This is a genomic window from Bacillus sp. NMCC46, from assembly GCF_002998465.1.
In the GTDB taxonomy this organism is placed as follows: Bacteria; Bacillota; Bacilli; order Bacillales; family Bacillaceae; genus Bacillus.
Genome location: NZ_PVQZ01000003.1, coordinates 50,129 through 62,778 on the forward strand (window position 1 = coordinate 50,129; position 12,650 = coordinate 62,778).

21 protein-coding genes are annotated in these 12,650 nt (G+C 38.8%); 16 read left to right on the forward strand and 5 right to left on the reverse strand.

Annotated features, from left to right (window positions below; all coding sequences use genetic code 11):
• The first annotated feature begins 13 nt into the window (after window positions 1-13).
• The gene (locus tag C6Y01_RS09750; protein ID WP_034660124.1) at window positions 14-1,201 is read left to right on the forward strand and encodes a PDZ domain-containing protein; all 1,188 of its coding nucleotides are present in this window, start codon (window positions 14-16) and stop codon (window positions 1,199-1,201) included.
• A gap of 10 nt (window positions 1,202-1,211) precedes the next feature.
• On the opposite strand, the gene C6Y01_RS09755 is transcribed toward C6Y01_RS09750, so the two are convergent.
• From C6Y01_RS09755 to C6Y01_RS09770, 4 genes are all read right to left on the reverse strand, one after another.
• On the reverse strand, window positions 1,212-1,577 hold the full coding sequence (locus C6Y01_RS09755) for a winged helix-turn-helix transcriptional regulator (RefSeq protein ID WP_034660123.1): 366 nt from the start codon (window positions 1,575-1,577) through the stop codon (window positions 1,212-1,214).
• A 148-nt stretch (window positions 1,578-1,725) separates the two neighbouring features.
• The gene (locus C6Y01_RS09760) at window positions 1,726-2,883 is read right to left on the reverse strand and encodes a tyrosine-type recombinase/integrase (protein ID WP_106038112.1); all 1,158 of its coding nucleotides are present in this window, start codon (window positions 2,881-2,883) and stop codon (window positions 1,726-1,728) included.
• A 44-nt stretch (window positions 2,884-2,927) separates the two neighbouring features.
• Window positions 2,928-3,401 carry an ImmA/IrrE family metallo-endopeptidase gene (locus tag C6Y01_RS09765; protein WP_106038113.1) on the reverse strand — a complete coding sequence of 158 codons (474 nt, stop codon included), beginning with the start codon at window positions 3,399-3,401 and terminating at the stop codon, window positions 2,928-2,930.
• 12 nt (window positions 3,402-3,413) lie between these two features.
• Entirely contained in the window at window positions 3,414-3,992 is a 579-nt protein-coding gene (locus C6Y01_RS09770; protein WP_106038114.1) for a helix-turn-helix domain-containing protein, read from the reverse strand.
• Between the two features lie 111 nt (window positions 3,993-4,103).
• Between C6Y01_RS09770 and C6Y01_RS09775 the strand changes: the two genes are divergently transcribed.
• The 5 genes from C6Y01_RS09775 to C6Y01_RS09795 all read left to right on the forward strand — a co-directional run bounded on the left by C6Y01_RS09775 (window position 4,104) and on the right by C6Y01_RS09795 (window position 6,469).
• Window positions 4,104-4,325 carry a helix-turn-helix transcriptional regulator gene (locus C6Y01_RS09775; RefSeq protein WP_106038115.1) on the forward strand — a complete coding sequence of 74 codons (222 nt, stop codon included), beginning with the start codon at window positions 4,104-4,106 and terminating at the stop codon, window positions 4,323-4,325.
• A gap of 138 nt (window positions 4,326-4,463) precedes the next feature.
• A complete protein-coding gene (locus tag C6Y01_RS09780; RefSeq protein WP_106038116.1) occupies window positions 4,464-4,736 on the forward strand; it encodes a hypothetical protein in 273 nt (90 codons plus the stop codon).
• A gap of 158 nt (window positions 4,737-4,894) precedes the next feature.
• On the forward strand, window positions 4,895-5,545 hold the full coding sequence (locus tag C6Y01_RS09785; protein WP_106038117.1) for a Rha family transcriptional regulator: 651 nt from the start codon (window positions 4,895-4,897) through the stop codon (window positions 5,543-5,545).
• 331 nt (window positions 5,546-5,876) lie between these two features.
• Complete coding sequence (locus C6Y01_RS09790; RefSeq protein ID WP_106038118.1) at window positions 5,877-6,227, forward strand: hypothetical protein; 351 nt, start codon at window positions 5,877-5,879, stop codon at window positions 6,225-6,227.
• Entirely contained in the window at window positions 6,224-6,469 is a 246-nt protein-coding gene (locus C6Y01_RS09795; protein WP_106038119.1) for a hypothetical protein, read from the forward strand. Before C6Y01_RS09790 ends, C6Y01_RS09795 begins: the two co-directional genes overlap by 4 nt.
• Here C6Y01_RS09795 and C6Y01_RS09800 read toward each other — a convergent pair.
• A complete protein-coding gene (locus tag C6Y01_RS09800; RefSeq protein WP_034665894.1) occupies window positions 6,466-6,843 on the reverse strand; it encodes a DUF2513 domain-containing protein in 378 nt (125 codons plus the stop codon). The two genes, C6Y01_RS09795 and C6Y01_RS09800, sit on opposite strands and share 4 nt — an antisense overlap.
• 132 nt (window positions 6,844-6,975) lie before the next feature.
• Here C6Y01_RS09800 and C6Y01_RS09805 point away from each other — a divergent pair, with 132 nt between their 5' ends.
• The 10 genes from C6Y01_RS09805 to C6Y01_RS09850 all read left to right on the forward strand — a co-directional run bounded on the left by C6Y01_RS09805 (window position 6,976) and on the right by C6Y01_RS09850 (window position 12,538).
• Complete coding sequence (locus tag C6Y01_RS09805; RefSeq protein WP_106038120.1) at window positions 6,976-7,728, forward strand: hypothetical protein; 753 nt, start codon at window positions 6,976-6,978, stop codon at window positions 7,726-7,728.
• A 173-nt stretch (window positions 7,729-7,901) separates the two neighbouring features.
• Window positions 7,902-8,312, forward strand: a complete 411-nt coding sequence (locus C6Y01_RS09810; protein WP_106038121.1) for a hypothetical protein — start codon at window positions 7,902-7,904, stop codon at window positions 8,310-8,312.
• Between the two features lie 10 nt (window positions 8,313-8,322).
• Window positions 8,323-9,111: a Replication protein O gene (locus C6Y01_RS09815; RefSeq protein ID WP_106038122.1), complete on the forward strand. Its 789-nt coding sequence runs from the start codon at window positions 8,323-8,325 to the stop codon at window positions 9,109-9,111.
• A complete protein-coding gene (locus tag C6Y01_RS09820) occupies window positions 9,104-9,460 on the forward strand; it encodes a replicative helicase loader/inhibitor (RefSeq protein WP_106038123.1) in 357 nt (118 codons plus the stop codon). The genes C6Y01_RS09815 and C6Y01_RS09820 overlap by 8 nt, the downstream gene beginning before the upstream one ends.
• Window positions 9,457-10,785, forward strand: a complete 1,329-nt coding sequence (dnaB, locus tag C6Y01_RS09825) for a replicative DNA helicase (protein ID WP_106038124.1) — start codon at window positions 9,457-9,459, stop codon at window positions 10,783-10,785. The genes C6Y01_RS09820 and dnaB overlap by 4 nt, the downstream gene beginning before the upstream one ends.
• Window positions 10,782-10,997 (forward strand): hypothetical protein, encoded by a 216-nt coding sequence (locus C6Y01_RS09830; protein WP_106038125.1) that lies wholly within the window; start codon window positions 10,782-10,784, stop codon window positions 10,995-10,997. Before dnaB ends, C6Y01_RS09830 begins: the two co-directional genes overlap by 4 nt.
• Before the next feature lie 102 nt (window positions 10,998-11,099).
• Window positions 11,100-11,303 carry an XtrA/YqaO family protein gene (locus C6Y01_RS09835; protein WP_106038126.1) on the forward strand — a complete coding sequence of 68 codons (204 nt, stop codon included), beginning with the start codon at window positions 11,100-11,102 and terminating at the stop codon, window positions 11,301-11,303.
• A 101-nt stretch (window positions 11,304-11,404) separates the two neighbouring features.
• Window positions 11,405-11,596: a hypothetical protein gene (locus C6Y01_RS09840; RefSeq protein WP_142394364.1), complete on the forward strand. Its 192-nt coding sequence runs from the start codon at window positions 11,405-11,407 to the stop codon at window positions 11,594-11,596.
• Window positions 11,597-11,610: 14 nt separating this feature from the next.
• On the forward strand, window positions 11,611-12,114 hold the full coding sequence (locus tag C6Y01_RS09845) for a sigma factor-like helix-turn-helix DNA-binding protein (protein ID WP_106038128.1): 504 nt from the start codon (window positions 11,611-11,613) through the stop codon (window positions 12,112-12,114).
• Window positions 12,104-12,538 (forward strand): ArpU family phage packaging/lysis transcriptional regulator, encoded by a 435-nt coding sequence (locus C6Y01_RS09850; RefSeq protein WP_106038129.1) that lies wholly within the window; start codon window positions 12,104-12,106, stop codon window positions 12,536-12,538. Before C6Y01_RS09845 ends, C6Y01_RS09850 begins: the two co-directional genes overlap by 11 nt.
• The last annotated feature ends 112 nt before the right edge of the window (window positions 12,539-12,650 follow it).

The window sequence follows — 12,650 nt, forward strand, 5'->3', positions numbered from 1 at the left end:
GCGGTGAACGATAATGAGCTCGGAGTGGATGGGAGCTGGATTAAAAGCGGTCGGTCTGTTTTTAATCCACCCTCTTTTTTATTTCATGATATTAATCAGCCTGTTACATGGCTACATCCGCGTAAAGCGGGAGAGAAAAGCGTTTCAAACAAGAATAGAAGATGTATACGATGAACTTAAATTTACATATTCAAAGGGATGGATTCTAGGGATTTGCCTATCCATCATTTCAGTAGGCTTAGGGATTGCCCTCCCGCCTGGATTCATCGTGCTGATTGCAGCGATGACCATCGTTTGCTCTTTATTCTTTAAGGCGAGTGCGCTTTCGTCTGCATACACACTCGGTTTCAGTTTTATTGCGGCACTTGGACTGATGTTTTTCCAAGTGAGCCATTCTTGGCTGCCGCAGCTCTCAATGATGAATGCATCAGCCGTTGTTATTTTGCTAGGTCTTTTATTAATGACCGAGGGGATTCTAGCCTATCGAACGGCACATTTACGAACATCGCCTGCAATGGTGATGAGTGCGAGAGGACTTTTGATTGGACAGCAGCGGGCAAACCGCCTGTGGCTTTTACCGCTTGTTTTGCTGATGCCGGCAGGTGAATTTACTTCTTCTCTGCCATGGTGGCCGGTGCTTCAAGTACACGATCAAAGCTTTTCATTTATTTTGATTCCATACATCATCGGTTTCGGGCAGCGGATTCAAGGATCACTGCCAATTGTGAGCATTCAAATTACGGCACGGCGTATTCTTATGCTTGGACTCGCTGTTGCTTTACTAGGTGCTGCAAGTATTTGGTTTGAGCCGATTGCATGGGGAGCTGTATTGATAGCGATTGTCGGAAGAGCTTTCCTCTCATGGAAACAGAGAGTCAATGACAATGCGGCTCCATTCTACTTCTCTAAGCGTAATCAAGGGCTGATGGTGCTGGGAATCATTCCGAATACACCTGCAGCTGATTTAAAGCTTGAGATCGGAGAAGTCATTACAAAGGTGAATGGAATTGAAGTCAAAACCGTTTCGGAATTTTACGAAGCCCTTCAAACCAATCGTGCTCTGACAAAGCTTGAGATCATTGGCTTGAATGGTCAGACAAGGTTTGAGAAACGCGCTTCTTACGAAGGGGAGCATCATCAGCTTGGCATCCTGTTTGTGAAGGATGATCCACAGCAAGAATCAACGGCGATTTCATCATAAAAAAAAGCTGCTAGAGATGGCAGCTTTTTTCTTTTGGGCGAGCTTCTTTTCCATAGGATTCGCCCCATTCACGCATAGCGAAGATGATGGGTTTTAAAGTATCTCCAAGAGAAGTGAGTGAATATTCGACACGAGGAGGGACCTCCTCATAGACTTTTCTGTGAACAACGCCGTCTTGTTCTAGCTCGCGCAATTGCAGCGTGAGAACACGCTGAGAAATCCTTGGCAGAAGCCGGCGTAATTCGTTGTATCGTTTTGGACCGCAAGTCAAATGATAAAGGATCACTCCTTTCCATTTTCCTCCTATTACACTCGTTGTGGTTGAAACGGGACAGCCATGATTGACAATACTGACTGGATTGGATGGTGCACTCATCTTTACACTCCTTTCTAAGACGAAATGGGTGATAAACGAACATGATTGTACCTAATGTTATAAAAGCTCGAAATACACTGATATAAAGGGGTTTCAAGGGTACTAATTCAAAACCTCCCCCAAAACCTCCCCCAAAACCTCCCCCAGTTTATAAATTCATTGCATCTTCAAAGGCATCTACTGTTTCAATTTCTAATTCTTCAAAAGAGTGGCTATATACTTGGTGAATCATTTCAGGGGTATTGCCAAGCCGATCCGCAATAGCTCGAGCGGGAATTTTCTTCCCTATTAAAATCGTAGCGTGGGTATGCCTCAATCCATGAACTGTTATTCGTTTTATATCATTTTCGTCAAAAATCTTATATAATGCATAATTCAAGAAATTACCCGAAACATGTTTAGCATTAGACTTATTTATGAAAACATAGTCATTATCTTCTAGGTGAGAGCCGAATGAAAGCTTTAATTCTTTACACCATTTGCGGTATAATTTTAATTGTTTCATAAGTTCCCCGCCGCCCCTTATAGTCCGGTAACTATTTTTGGTTTTTGGGGAACGAGTTCCTTTGCTGTCTCTAGTTCTACTGATAGTAATCGTGTTTTTATTAAAATTAATGTCAGACCATTTAAGACCTAACGCTTCACCTTTTCTTGCACCAGTTGAAGCTAAAAAAAGAATCATATAATATTGTGTGGTTTTTCCTGTGGATTTAACAATCTCCAGGAATTTTTTTAATTCAGCAGCAGTATAGAAATTGTCATTGATTTTTTCAATTTCTTCATCATCCTTTATTTTAATCTTAACAAACCGATTTCTATCGAGAATCTCATTTTCTACAGCGGCATTGATAGCTATTTTAAAAAGTGTATGATAGTTTTCAACAGTTCTTGGCTTAAACTCTTTTAACAACTTATTTATAAACACTCTTTGGTAAGTAGCTTTATCCAATTTACGCAATTTGTAACGTCCCAGTAAAGGCTTTATGTGTTTATCGATCGTAATGGTTCGATTGTATATGGTAGGTTTTTTCCATTGATTTTTATTGGTTTCGAACCAAATGTCGATCCATTCAGCAACCGTTAAATTAGAATTTTCTATTTGCTTAGTTTCGCCATTCAATATTGCCGATTTAACTTTAAGCAGTTCTCTGTATGCATCATTTTCATTTTTAAATCCTTGACCGGATGCTTCTTTTCTATTACCTAAAGCATCATAATATTTGTATCTATATTTCCACCGCTTTTCTTTTTTTGCATTGTAGTAAGAAAAGAGATGATCATCTTTTTTGCTTTTTTCACTCTTCATTTTATCAGCCCTTTCCACGTGGACAGACGCAATAAAAGGGGCGTTTATTTAGGCATCACCTCCTCAAAATTTTCAATGACTCCTAAAGGCTCGAAACAAATAGTATGTTTTCCAACTTTTTTATATAAACCATATTTCTCCTTATATCTTTTTAGAGCATCTTCAAGGAATTGTTCAGTAACATTCAAGTATTCAGCTAATTCAAAACGATTTCTTATTCCTTCTTTTTGTGCATCAATTAATCTTTCCAGCGGGAACAGCAACTTATATCCCCATTCACGTGCGCGCAATTCCTGTTTCCTATTTTCAAGGATGGATTGATCAATAATATTTCCATGAGTAGTAAAGTGATGACCAAGTTCTTCAGCAAGGGTACATGTTTTCTCAACACTAGATAATGTTCGATTGATCCATATCACATTATCACCGTATAAGCCTTTAGTGTTGGGAGATAATGATTTTTCATATACTTCAATGCCGCTTGATGCTGCATTTTTTAATAAAGAATGGTATTTCAATTAAGCTACACCTCATTTTTGTTCTCTCTTAGATTTAATAAATTGGAGAAACCTTTCTATCTCTTCTAATTCTTCGGAGGTCCATTCTTCGCCATCGTGATGAGCGGCAATTGTATTTATAATATTCTGTTTGTTGTTATCCTGTTTTTTGGGGAGATTTATATTATTAGACCCTTTTAAATCTTCCCAATCTAAATAACCAAATACCTTAGATATTTTATTTAATAAGTCTACAGAGATTTCACTATCAGCTCTTTCGATATTAGAGATTGTTCTTTGATCTACACCAACTAATGTTGCTAGATGGCTTTGGGTAAACCCTTTTTTTAAGCGTTCTTTTTTCACAATTTGCCCAGTGGTAATGTGAGGAGTATCATTGTTTGAATCTTTCCCCAATAGATAATCAGCACTTACCCCGAAAATGTTTGATAGTTCTAATAGTATTTGCATAGTAGGTGATATTCTCCCAATTTCGTAATTGGCTACAGTCGATCTATTAACGTTTAACTTCTTTGCAAGGGCATCTTGAGACATCTTTCTTTCTTTCCTTAAAAATCTAATTCGGCTACCCGTTATGTTTTCAGAAGACATAAAAAATCCACCTTTTCAAAAAAATTATATCACCCCTCTTGACGTTTCCTAAAATAACATATACTATTGGTTTATAAGTTACCTAAAGTAACAAAAGGAGGTGTGATATTGATGACATCAAACAAAAGACGTGAACAATTTCGAGAGCTTCGCAGGCAGATGAAATTGTCACAACGTCAAGCGTCGATTGATCTAGGTATCAGTGAAAGTCATTTCCGTAATATTGAGAGCGGTAGAGGTAATCCTGATGCAGTTCTACTTTTTAAGCTCTCTAATTATTTTGCTACAAAACCAGAGGTGTTATTCCCTGATTTAGCATCTATGGAGGAATAAGCTCAATCCCTATTTGTATTATAATGTGTTACTTTAGCAAACGCAACGAAAAATAACATATTCATGATTTTTTTTAGGAACAATGTGTTATTTTAGATAACAATAAGGGGTGGCAGATAGAATAAAGGGGGGGAACATGTGTCTATAGTTAACCTTGATGTGGCTGTTAATCAAGATGAAATTCGCAACTATATTAATCAGCAACTAGAATCAGCACTTGAAGAAGTATTATTCACTTGGGACATAGATGAAATGTCAAAGAGAACTTGCATGAGTAAACGCTTCTTAGAGAATGAATTTTTGCATGACCCAAGAATGAAACTTCTTGAGAGACGCAAGGAAAGAGGCAAGCGGTTTTGGTTCTATGAAGAATCAAAAGAAGTCATGAAACAGATTATGGATGAATGGTAAAAATCAGCGTGGACAGACGCATTAACAAACTAAAATATTGATTGGCTCAAATTTGAGCGCAACAAGAAAAATTAGTACACAGTACGCTGAATTTTCAGCACACCTAATTTTAAAATTTTCACTCGGATATTTTCCCGAGTCAAAATAGGAGGAACAACATGGATAACAATTTACAAGTAATTGAGCAGAATGGACAACTTTTGGTAGACAGTCGTGAAGTAGCGGAGATGACTGGCAAACTTCATAAGAACCTTGTGAGAGATATCGAAGGATATTTAAAGGTTTTGGGTCAAAGCTCAGATTTGAGCTCTGATAGATTCTTTATTGAAAGCACATATCAAGCAGGGACGGGAAAACTTTACAAACATTATTTACTCACTAAACAAGGGTGTGAAATGGTCGCCAACAAAATGACAGGCGAGAAGGGCGTATTGTTCACCGCTGCATATGTGACCCAATTTAATCAGATGGAACAGAACCTACAAAACTTTTCTAATCTTAGTCCACAGCTTCAACAGATGATACGTCTTGAGCAAAAACAGAATGAAGCAGATCAGAGGATCGGCAAACTAGAAAACAATCTAAGCATCAATGCGTATCAACAAACCGTCATTCAAAAGCAAATCAACAAACGTGTATACGAGCTTGTTGAACGATATGGAGAAGATTCAGAAGGAAAACGCCGTATGTTTTCGAGCATCCATCGCAATTTTAGGGACGCATTCGCAGTGCCGACTTACAAGGATTTAAGAAAGCTAGACTTTGAGGAAGCCATTTCATGGATTGGCACGTGGAGACCGTTGATATAATCGCATTGCTCAAAATTGAGCTTTGTGCATTTTTCGCCCCGCTCAAAATTGAGCCCGGATCAAGTACCAAAATGGTACTCGTATTACTCTCATTTCAAATGAGTGTATTCATTCACCGCAGATGACCGTCATAGTGTTCCGGGCATTGAAAATAGTGAGTAATTTCAAATGACACACTCACAGCTCAATTTTGAGCCGTCAAATTATGAAGAAGCTATGAGCTGATGTCATTAGAAGCGACGGCAGATGACGTAACGATTCGTTACCTCACGACGAAAAACTCACTCCTCAAAGTTGCGGAGTCAAAACAAACGGAAAGAAGGTAAAGCAAATGGAATTGTTGATAGAAAACATTTGTCCCGAGCCAGTAGACCGTGAGAGCTTTATTCGAAACACTCGATCTATTGTCGAACGTAAAGGTCTTGTTATGTTTTCCAAAGAGGAAGGCAATAACAACGGCATTATGTTTGAAGTTGTGGAACAGGAAATTCATGAGGATGGCAAGGTTATAAATACCTTTGACATGAACGGCGTTCCCTGTGTCCTACGATTGAGAGGAGCGACAGAAGAAGAAATACTAAACGTCAAGGCAAAAGTGAAAGCACAAGGCGAAGGGGCGAGCTTACCGTCAGAAGTATCTATATCAATGGACAAGATCGAATCACAGGAGGTAACGGCATGAGCGACAAGCAAAATAAAACAACCCCTGCGGCAACAGAGGTTGAGTCTAAACTTTTTCGACGAATTGGTATTTCTAGTTATGGAATTAAACAGCAAAGAATCAGTGAAAATCCAACTGATAATCTAAAAAGCACACTGAATGTTGAATTCTTATTTATCAGTCAGAATTCAGGTGTTGAAAAATTCGATAAGTTTTTGAAAGACTTAGTCCTATTCATTGAAGAACAGAACAAGCAAACCTAGAGACCAATTCTAGACTTAATAAACGCAGCTGCGACTTGAGACACAGTAGGTAATGACACACTAGCGAGTTGGGAAATTTTCGCTTTAGTGTCTTTCCAAATACCATCGTCTCTAATGTTGTCCAAAAATTCATGTCCGGAGAATGAAATAGACGAGACGATAATATCCCAAATTTCATTACCGCCTCTTTGGATAGAGCCGATAAGATATTCGGTCTCAATTAGTTTAGTAACACAGTAAATTGTTTCATCTTGACCAAACTTGTCTGCGATTTTAGAAGATTTGATATCGCTTAAACAGATATCATCATTGAGACCTAGCTTTTCTTCAAATTCAAGCATTAGCAATCTAACACAATCATGATTCAGTTTCATAGTTTCACCCCCTATCTAAACAGATAGGAACATTATACCAGCGTAAGAGATTAGCAAAAAGATAGAATTGAAATATTTTCTAAAAATTGAACCAAACCAATATTGGAATGGTTAAAACAGGAGGACAAACAAATGACAACTATCACGACATGGAATAAGAGACTCAAGAAGGTTTACACAGAGGTAAAGGAAATTGAACCGCTCATAACCGCTGCTATCAAACAGTATGAAAGCATGTATTCGCACGGTGTTAAAAAGATCATGCAGTCCAATTTGAAAGAGATTATGGCAGGAGTGCCAAAGGAAGAAGCCGTTGAATTATTAGGACCAAAGTTACTAGATGTGTTCGAGTGGGACGACATTCTACCAGTGGAGAAATACAGCAAATTCAATGCTTTGGTTTGGGCTAAACGTATTCAAAGAGAGCTTAATCAACAAGAAGAAGTCATTAAATATTATAGAAATCGCCTATGGAAGATCCATTCTTTGCTTGAAAAATTAGAGGCAACATATAGAAAGAATTACGAAAAGAAAAAAGTGAGAAAAGTCTTTGAGTTGATGCACCAAGTGACATACCTCATTTTCTTGAGACCTCAACGGGTTTCGGACATTGCTTATCTTATAGAAATGTGCTTCTTCACAATGACTAAAAACGACTTCTTGTCATTGCTGTCAATTGATCATAGCAAAGAAAGAGCGGAAGAAGTGAAAAGTCACATTGATTCTATTCCGGCAAAAGTCGATTTTAATACGTTTTGTCACTTTGTTCATGATTGGGTGTTAGAAGATGAAAACAATGACTTGTTTTTCACAATCCTTTCACACACTAATGTTGAGGCAGCGGTTCAAAGATATGACAAATATAAGTTAGATCAAGCTAAATAAAAAAAGCTGATCACAAGCGGATCAGCCAATGTTCTTACTTGTCATCATTATAGGGTCATGCAAGTAAGGAAGGGTATCGGGAAGCTCCTACACTTCCCGATATTGAATCGACTTTAACACGATTAACAAAAAAATACAATAATCAAATTTGAGATAAAAAGGGGATTTTTCAAATGAAATTAATGGGGACACCTTCAAAAGTTTTTAAAGCAAGAGCGAAGCTAGAGCATATCGGTCGTCAAGATGAAAAAGAGGCTCATATGTATGATGCGGGCATGGTATCAGTCTTAAAATTTGTTGCTGCCAAAATCCTTTATGGTCCTCAAGGGGCGCTTACAACAGAAATCGAGTGGTCTGACTCGTCTTTAGAAACACAACATACCGTAAACGAATTATACGAGAAGCTAGAAGGGTTTTTATCTAATTCAAATGATCTTGCGAAGCTATTGCAAGACCTTGATTCAGCACACGCAGCGAAGGCAAGTTTTGAAATTGAAGATGCCTTTGTAACTGGATTCGTGGCAGGTTTCCGCTACTTGATGGATGAAGCAGCGTACAGCAAGAACGTAAATTTTCTAAAGTAAGGTGATTGATATGGTCGGTTGGATCAAGTTGCATAGGAAGATTAGAAGTAACCCAATTTTCAATGATCCGCAGTTATTAAGGTTATGGCTAATATGTCTAACAGAGGCTTCACATACGGAACATGATCAGATAGTGGGTAGACAAAAAGTGAAGCTAAAGCCAGGTGAATTTGTGACAGGTCGTTTTGCTTTGATGGACATGTACAATACCGGTCTTAAATCTAAGGACAGGGTAAAGGGAGAAAAGACAATTTTTCGTTGGTTGGAACAGCTTCAAGAAATGGGATATTTGACAATAAAAAAGACCAACAAATTCAGCATTGTAAGCATTGATAATTGGGCTATTTATCAAGATGGGGCTTCCGAAAACGACAACAGTCTGACCATCAAAAGACCATCAAATGACCATCAAATGACCACAAACAAGAATGTAAAGAATGATAAGAATGAAAAGAAGATAAATAATTCTCGTCACAAGTACGAACCTTGTGACATGGCGAATGCCAATTTGCTTTATCAAAAAATACTTGAAAATAATCCGCAAGCTAAAAAACCGAACCTGGAAAAATGGGCGAGTGATTTTAGGCTAATTAGGCAGATCGACAAGCGGACAGATGCACAGGTGAAGTATTTGATTAACTGGACGCAAAAAGATATTTTTTGGAAATCAAATATATTGAGTCCTGCAAGCCTTAGAAAGCAATTCGATAAATTGACCGTAAAAATTAAAAGCGAAAGAGAAGCAGCAAAAAGAAAAGTGGCTGTGAATGAAAAGGAGTTTGATTTGACGGATGACTAAAAAAGAGACACTTGAATTACTAAAGCTAATCAAAACATACTTCGAGCATTTTGAGATAGATCAAGAAAGAATAGACGCATGGGCGAGAGTCTTAAAGCCCGAGGATTACGAGAAGATCGAGGCGAATTTGATCGTCTATGTGAAATACAATCAGTTTCCGCCTAAAGTTGCTGATCTACTTAACCAAAAAGAAAGACATTCCCGCTCCGCTGCCATACCAAACGTCGAAGAAACTCACAGCTACCTATCTGAAATGGACAAGGCTGAACCAACCGAGGAAGAACAAGAGCAGATCGAGCGACATAAAGCAGAGATACGAAAGGTGCTAGGGATAGGTGATCCATCATGACAGGAGCGGTATTTTATTTCAACGACGAAGCAGAACAGCAATATCTAGGCGCAATCTTACAAGAGCCGGATTTGATTAAATATTCGCAGCTCAAGCCAATTCATTTCTATCGACAGCAAAACCAATCCATTTACAAAGCCTTTCAAGAGCTTGATAAAAACGGCGATCCTATCGACATTGTGTCAGTTATTGAGCATGTGGGTCGAGAAAACCTAAAGGGGATCGGCGGAAGAAAATACTTAACTGAATTGATGAATGCCTCAATCACTACAGCAAAACAAGCATTCTATGAAAATCTAATTATTGATTATTGGAAAAAGCGAGAAATTGCGAAAGTGGGCGTTTCGCTTAAAGAATCTTCCAATAGCGACGATACGAGTCAAACTATACAAGAGGGTATAAGCTCTCTCATGAGTTTAGAGGATGCGACAGGCACGGACGATGACGGGTCTATCAATAATGATCTTGTTGAAATCTATCAAGAGTTAGAAACGCCTAAAGGTGATGTGACTGGTATGCCTAGCGGTTTTACTGAATTGGACCGAATGACGTCGGGTTTTCAGCGGCAAGAATTTATAATCGTTGCCGCTCGTCCATCCGTAGGTAAAACCGCCTTTTGTTTGAATGTAGCAAGCAATTTCATGGAAAACCCGCTTAATTTAGGTAAAGGCGGAGCGGTTGGCATCTTTTCGCTTGAAATGTCACGTAAGCAATTAATAAAACGGATGCAATCAAGTATCGGTAACATTAACGCTCAATCCATCCGCACGAGTAATTTAAACGCTGATGAGTGGGGCAGATTAAGCAAAGTGAACGGGGTTTTAGATTGTGCCGCTCTTAGAATATTTGATCAACCAGGCATGACGATAAATGACATTTGGGCAAAGGCTCGCAAGATGAAACGGGAATTTGAAGGCAAGGACATGATGATCATTATTGACTATCTGCAATTGATCGTCGGAAATCCAGTCCATAGAGGAAACAGACAAGCGGAAATCGGAGAGATAAGCCGTATGCTCAAGCAAATGGCAAGGGAATTGGATATTGCTGTCATAGCATTGAGTCAGCTTTCAAGGGGTGTCGAGCAACGCCAGGAGAAGCGTCCTATGATGTCAGACATTAGAGAATCGGGGCAGATCGAGCAAGACGCTGATGTTATCGCATTTCTCTATCGTGATGACTATTACGACAAAGAAACAGAGAATAAGAACATTATTGAAATCATTATTGCTAAACAGCGTAATGGTCCAGTCGGTACGGTTTCACTAGCGTTCGCCAAAGAATACAACAAATTCATCGACTTGGAATATAGGCAATCGTCATGACGGTCAAAGATTGGTATACAGAGGCGTTAAAGCTCAATCAATACGCCTTGATATTGCTGATCGAATTTCTTGTATACGAAAAGGCAGTGTTAAAAATGACGGCTCAAGAAGAACAGCTTTTCTTTTACCTACAGCCAAAATTTAAAGAAAAGATGAATGAGCATTTAAAGAACTATCATACAAAAATTCAATTGGAGGAATCGGGCATATGAATCAAAAGAAGGTGTATCAATGACAAAGCGACTACTCATCTTTTATATCGTGTTCGGAGCACTGTCAGTTTTAGCGGTCATGCATGTAAATTAAGGGAGGCAATGAAAGACTTGAGATTACAAGAGATTCCAAGTAAAATTATAGATATTGAGACTTTAGGCACAGGAAAAGAGTCAATTGTGCTGGTTTTCTCTGATGGCATATTGAAATATGCACCGTTGCCGCCACATGGTGAAACAAAAATCGTTACACATGACAACAAAGTAACTCGTGTTAGTTTCAATGAAGGCGAGTTATTCAAGTAAATAAAACCGTTCTACCGGAAAGCCGGGGGACACTGATCATGACAGCAAAGCGCTGTGTGGTTGGTGTCCCTTTTTTTATTTTCAGAAAAGGAGAAACCAAAATGAAAACGATGAGAGCTGCTTTTATAAAAGCGGGTTATAAATCTATGCCAACAAAAAGAACTGACGTTCCTAAGAACGAATGTACTCGAAATCACACGCAGGAGCTTTCAGAAGAAGATATAAAGTCGCTCATGGGTATTTACCGCCCTACATATAAAAGAGGGCGTGGAGGGGCATTTAAAAGCAAATAAAAGGGGGTGGTATTTTGAAAGATTTAATCAAGGAATATAAAGCAGCGTTAAAAGAAACTGAAAGGAGTTTGGCAGCATCTAAAGACGAAGGAGAAAAGAAAATGTACCGCTCAATGATCTATGACTTAGAATATGCGGTCGAGTGGATGGAAACAGAAAGAGAACCAGGGGCAAGGCGTGACTTGGATCGCCGCTCCTATAATCAACGTACTTTTCTTGCAGATAACGGGTTTCTTGAAGTTTTATCTTCAAAATATCATGTTCCCCAACCCGATCCATTTGAAGTAAATGAAGATGAAAAGGATTTACTCGATTATGTCTTATCTACGCTTACGCAGAAGGAGAAAGAGATATTCATATCCGTTGTTGGTCATAATGTTTCATTTAGCAAATGCGCCGCACTTCATGGGATAGCGAAAGGCTCGGTTCAAAAACATATAGAGAGAGCAAGGAAAAAGATCGCTCAAAAGGTAGAGGAATTGAGAGCGGGAGAAAGGGGATATGCTGATGTTGGGTGAACCGCCTGTAATTGATAAAAAGGAAACGAGAAAAAGAGTTGAAAGGATTCTCGACAACTACCGCTTATATCTTCTTCAAGTCCCGGACGATATGCTGCCAAAGATAACAGGAGGATTTAGCATAGTGCCGCCCGCCACAACCAACGCTTTCCGCTCATCTACTGAAAGCACAGCTATTAAACGGATTGAATGGGAGCAGAAAAGAAATGCCTTTCTTGAGAAGGTGCAAAGAGCGGTCAATCGTCTTCCGTGTAACGAGAGACAGATCATTATAAAACGTTACATGCAGCAAGAACCCGTTTTCGATTACCAGGTTTATAATGAAATCGGCATGAGCGAAAGATCGTATACACGCTTGAAAGGAAAGACATTTCTTGATCTTGCTTACGCTCTCAATGAAATTGTATTTAAAGCACCCGTTTAGAGGTGTTTTTATTTTGGCGTTTTATTGGCGGAAAACTGGCGTGTTTTTGGCGTTATGTTGGCGCAGCGTGACAGAAAAAAGGTTGTAATATTGTATTATGCGATAAATTGAT

Excerpts from the sequence above, each read along its gene's own strand:
- C6Y01_RS09750 (WP_034660124.1), top strand. The coding sequence starts at position 14 with ATGAGCTCGGAGTGGATGGGAGCTGGATTAAAAGCGGTCGGTCTGTTT.
- C6Y01_RS09755 (WP_034660123.1), bottom strand. The coding sequence starts at position 1,577 with ATGAGTGCACCATCCAATCCAGTCAGTATTGTCAATCATGGCTGTCCC.
- C6Y01_RS09760 (WP_106038112.1), bottom strand. The coding sequence starts at position 2,883 with ATGAAGAGTGAAAAAAGCAAAAAAGATGATCATCTCTTTTCTTACTAC.
- C6Y01_RS09770 (WP_106038114.1), bottom strand. The coding sequence starts at position 3,992 with ATGTCTTCTGAAAACATAACGGGTAGCCGAATTAGATTTTTAAGGAAA.
- C6Y01_RS09775 (WP_106038115.1), top strand. The coding sequence starts at position 4,104 with ATGACATCAAACAAAAGACGTGAACAATTTCGAGAGCTTCGCAGGCAG.
- C6Y01_RS09785 (WP_106038117.1), top strand. The coding sequence starts at position 4,895 with ATGGATAACAATTTACAAGTAATTGAGCAGAATGGACAACTTTTGGTA.
- C6Y01_RS09790 (WP_106038118.1), top strand. The coding sequence starts at position 5,877 with ATGGAATTGTTGATAGAAAACATTTGTCCCGAGCCAGTAGACCGTGAG.
- C6Y01_RS09795 (WP_106038119.1), top strand. The coding sequence starts at position 6,224 with ATGAGCGACAAGCAAAATAAAACAACCCCTGCGGCAACAGAGGTTGAG.
- C6Y01_RS09800 (WP_034665894.1), bottom strand. The coding sequence starts at position 6,843 with ATGAAACTGAATCATGATTGTGTTAGATTGCTAATGCTTGAATTTGAA.
- C6Y01_RS09805 (WP_106038120.1), top strand. The coding sequence starts at position 6,976 with ATGACAACTATCACGACATGGAATAAGAGACTCAAGAAGGTTTACACA.
- C6Y01_RS09810 (WP_106038121.1), top strand. The coding sequence starts at position 7,902 with ATGAAATTAATGGGGACACCTTCAAAAGTTTTTAAAGCAAGAGCGAAG.
- C6Y01_RS09815 (WP_106038122.1), top strand. The coding sequence starts at position 8,323 with ATGGTCGGTTGGATCAAGTTGCATAGGAAGATTAGAAGTAACCCAATT.
- C6Y01_RS09820 (WP_106038123.1), top strand. The coding sequence starts at position 9,104 with ATGACTAAAAAAGAGACACTTGAATTACTAAAGCTAATCAAAACATAC.
- dnaB (WP_106038124.1), top strand. The coding sequence starts at position 9,457 with ATGACAGGAGCGGTATTTTATTTCAACGACGAAGCAGAACAGCAATAT.
- C6Y01_RS09830 (WP_106038125.1), top strand. The coding sequence starts at position 10,782 with ATGACGGTCAAAGATTGGTATACAGAGGCGTTAAAGCTCAATCAATAC.
- C6Y01_RS09835 (WP_106038126.1), top strand. The coding sequence starts at position 11,100 with ATGAAAGACTTGAGATTACAAGAGATTCCAAGTAAAATTATAGATATT.
- C6Y01_RS09840 (WP_142394364.1), top strand. The coding sequence starts at position 11,405 with ATGAAAACGATGAGAGCTGCTTTTATAAAAGCGGGTTATAAATCTATG.
- C6Y01_RS09850 (WP_106038129.1), top strand. The coding sequence starts at position 12,104 with ATGTTGGGTGAACCGCCTGTAATTGATAAAAAGGAAACGAGAAAAAGA.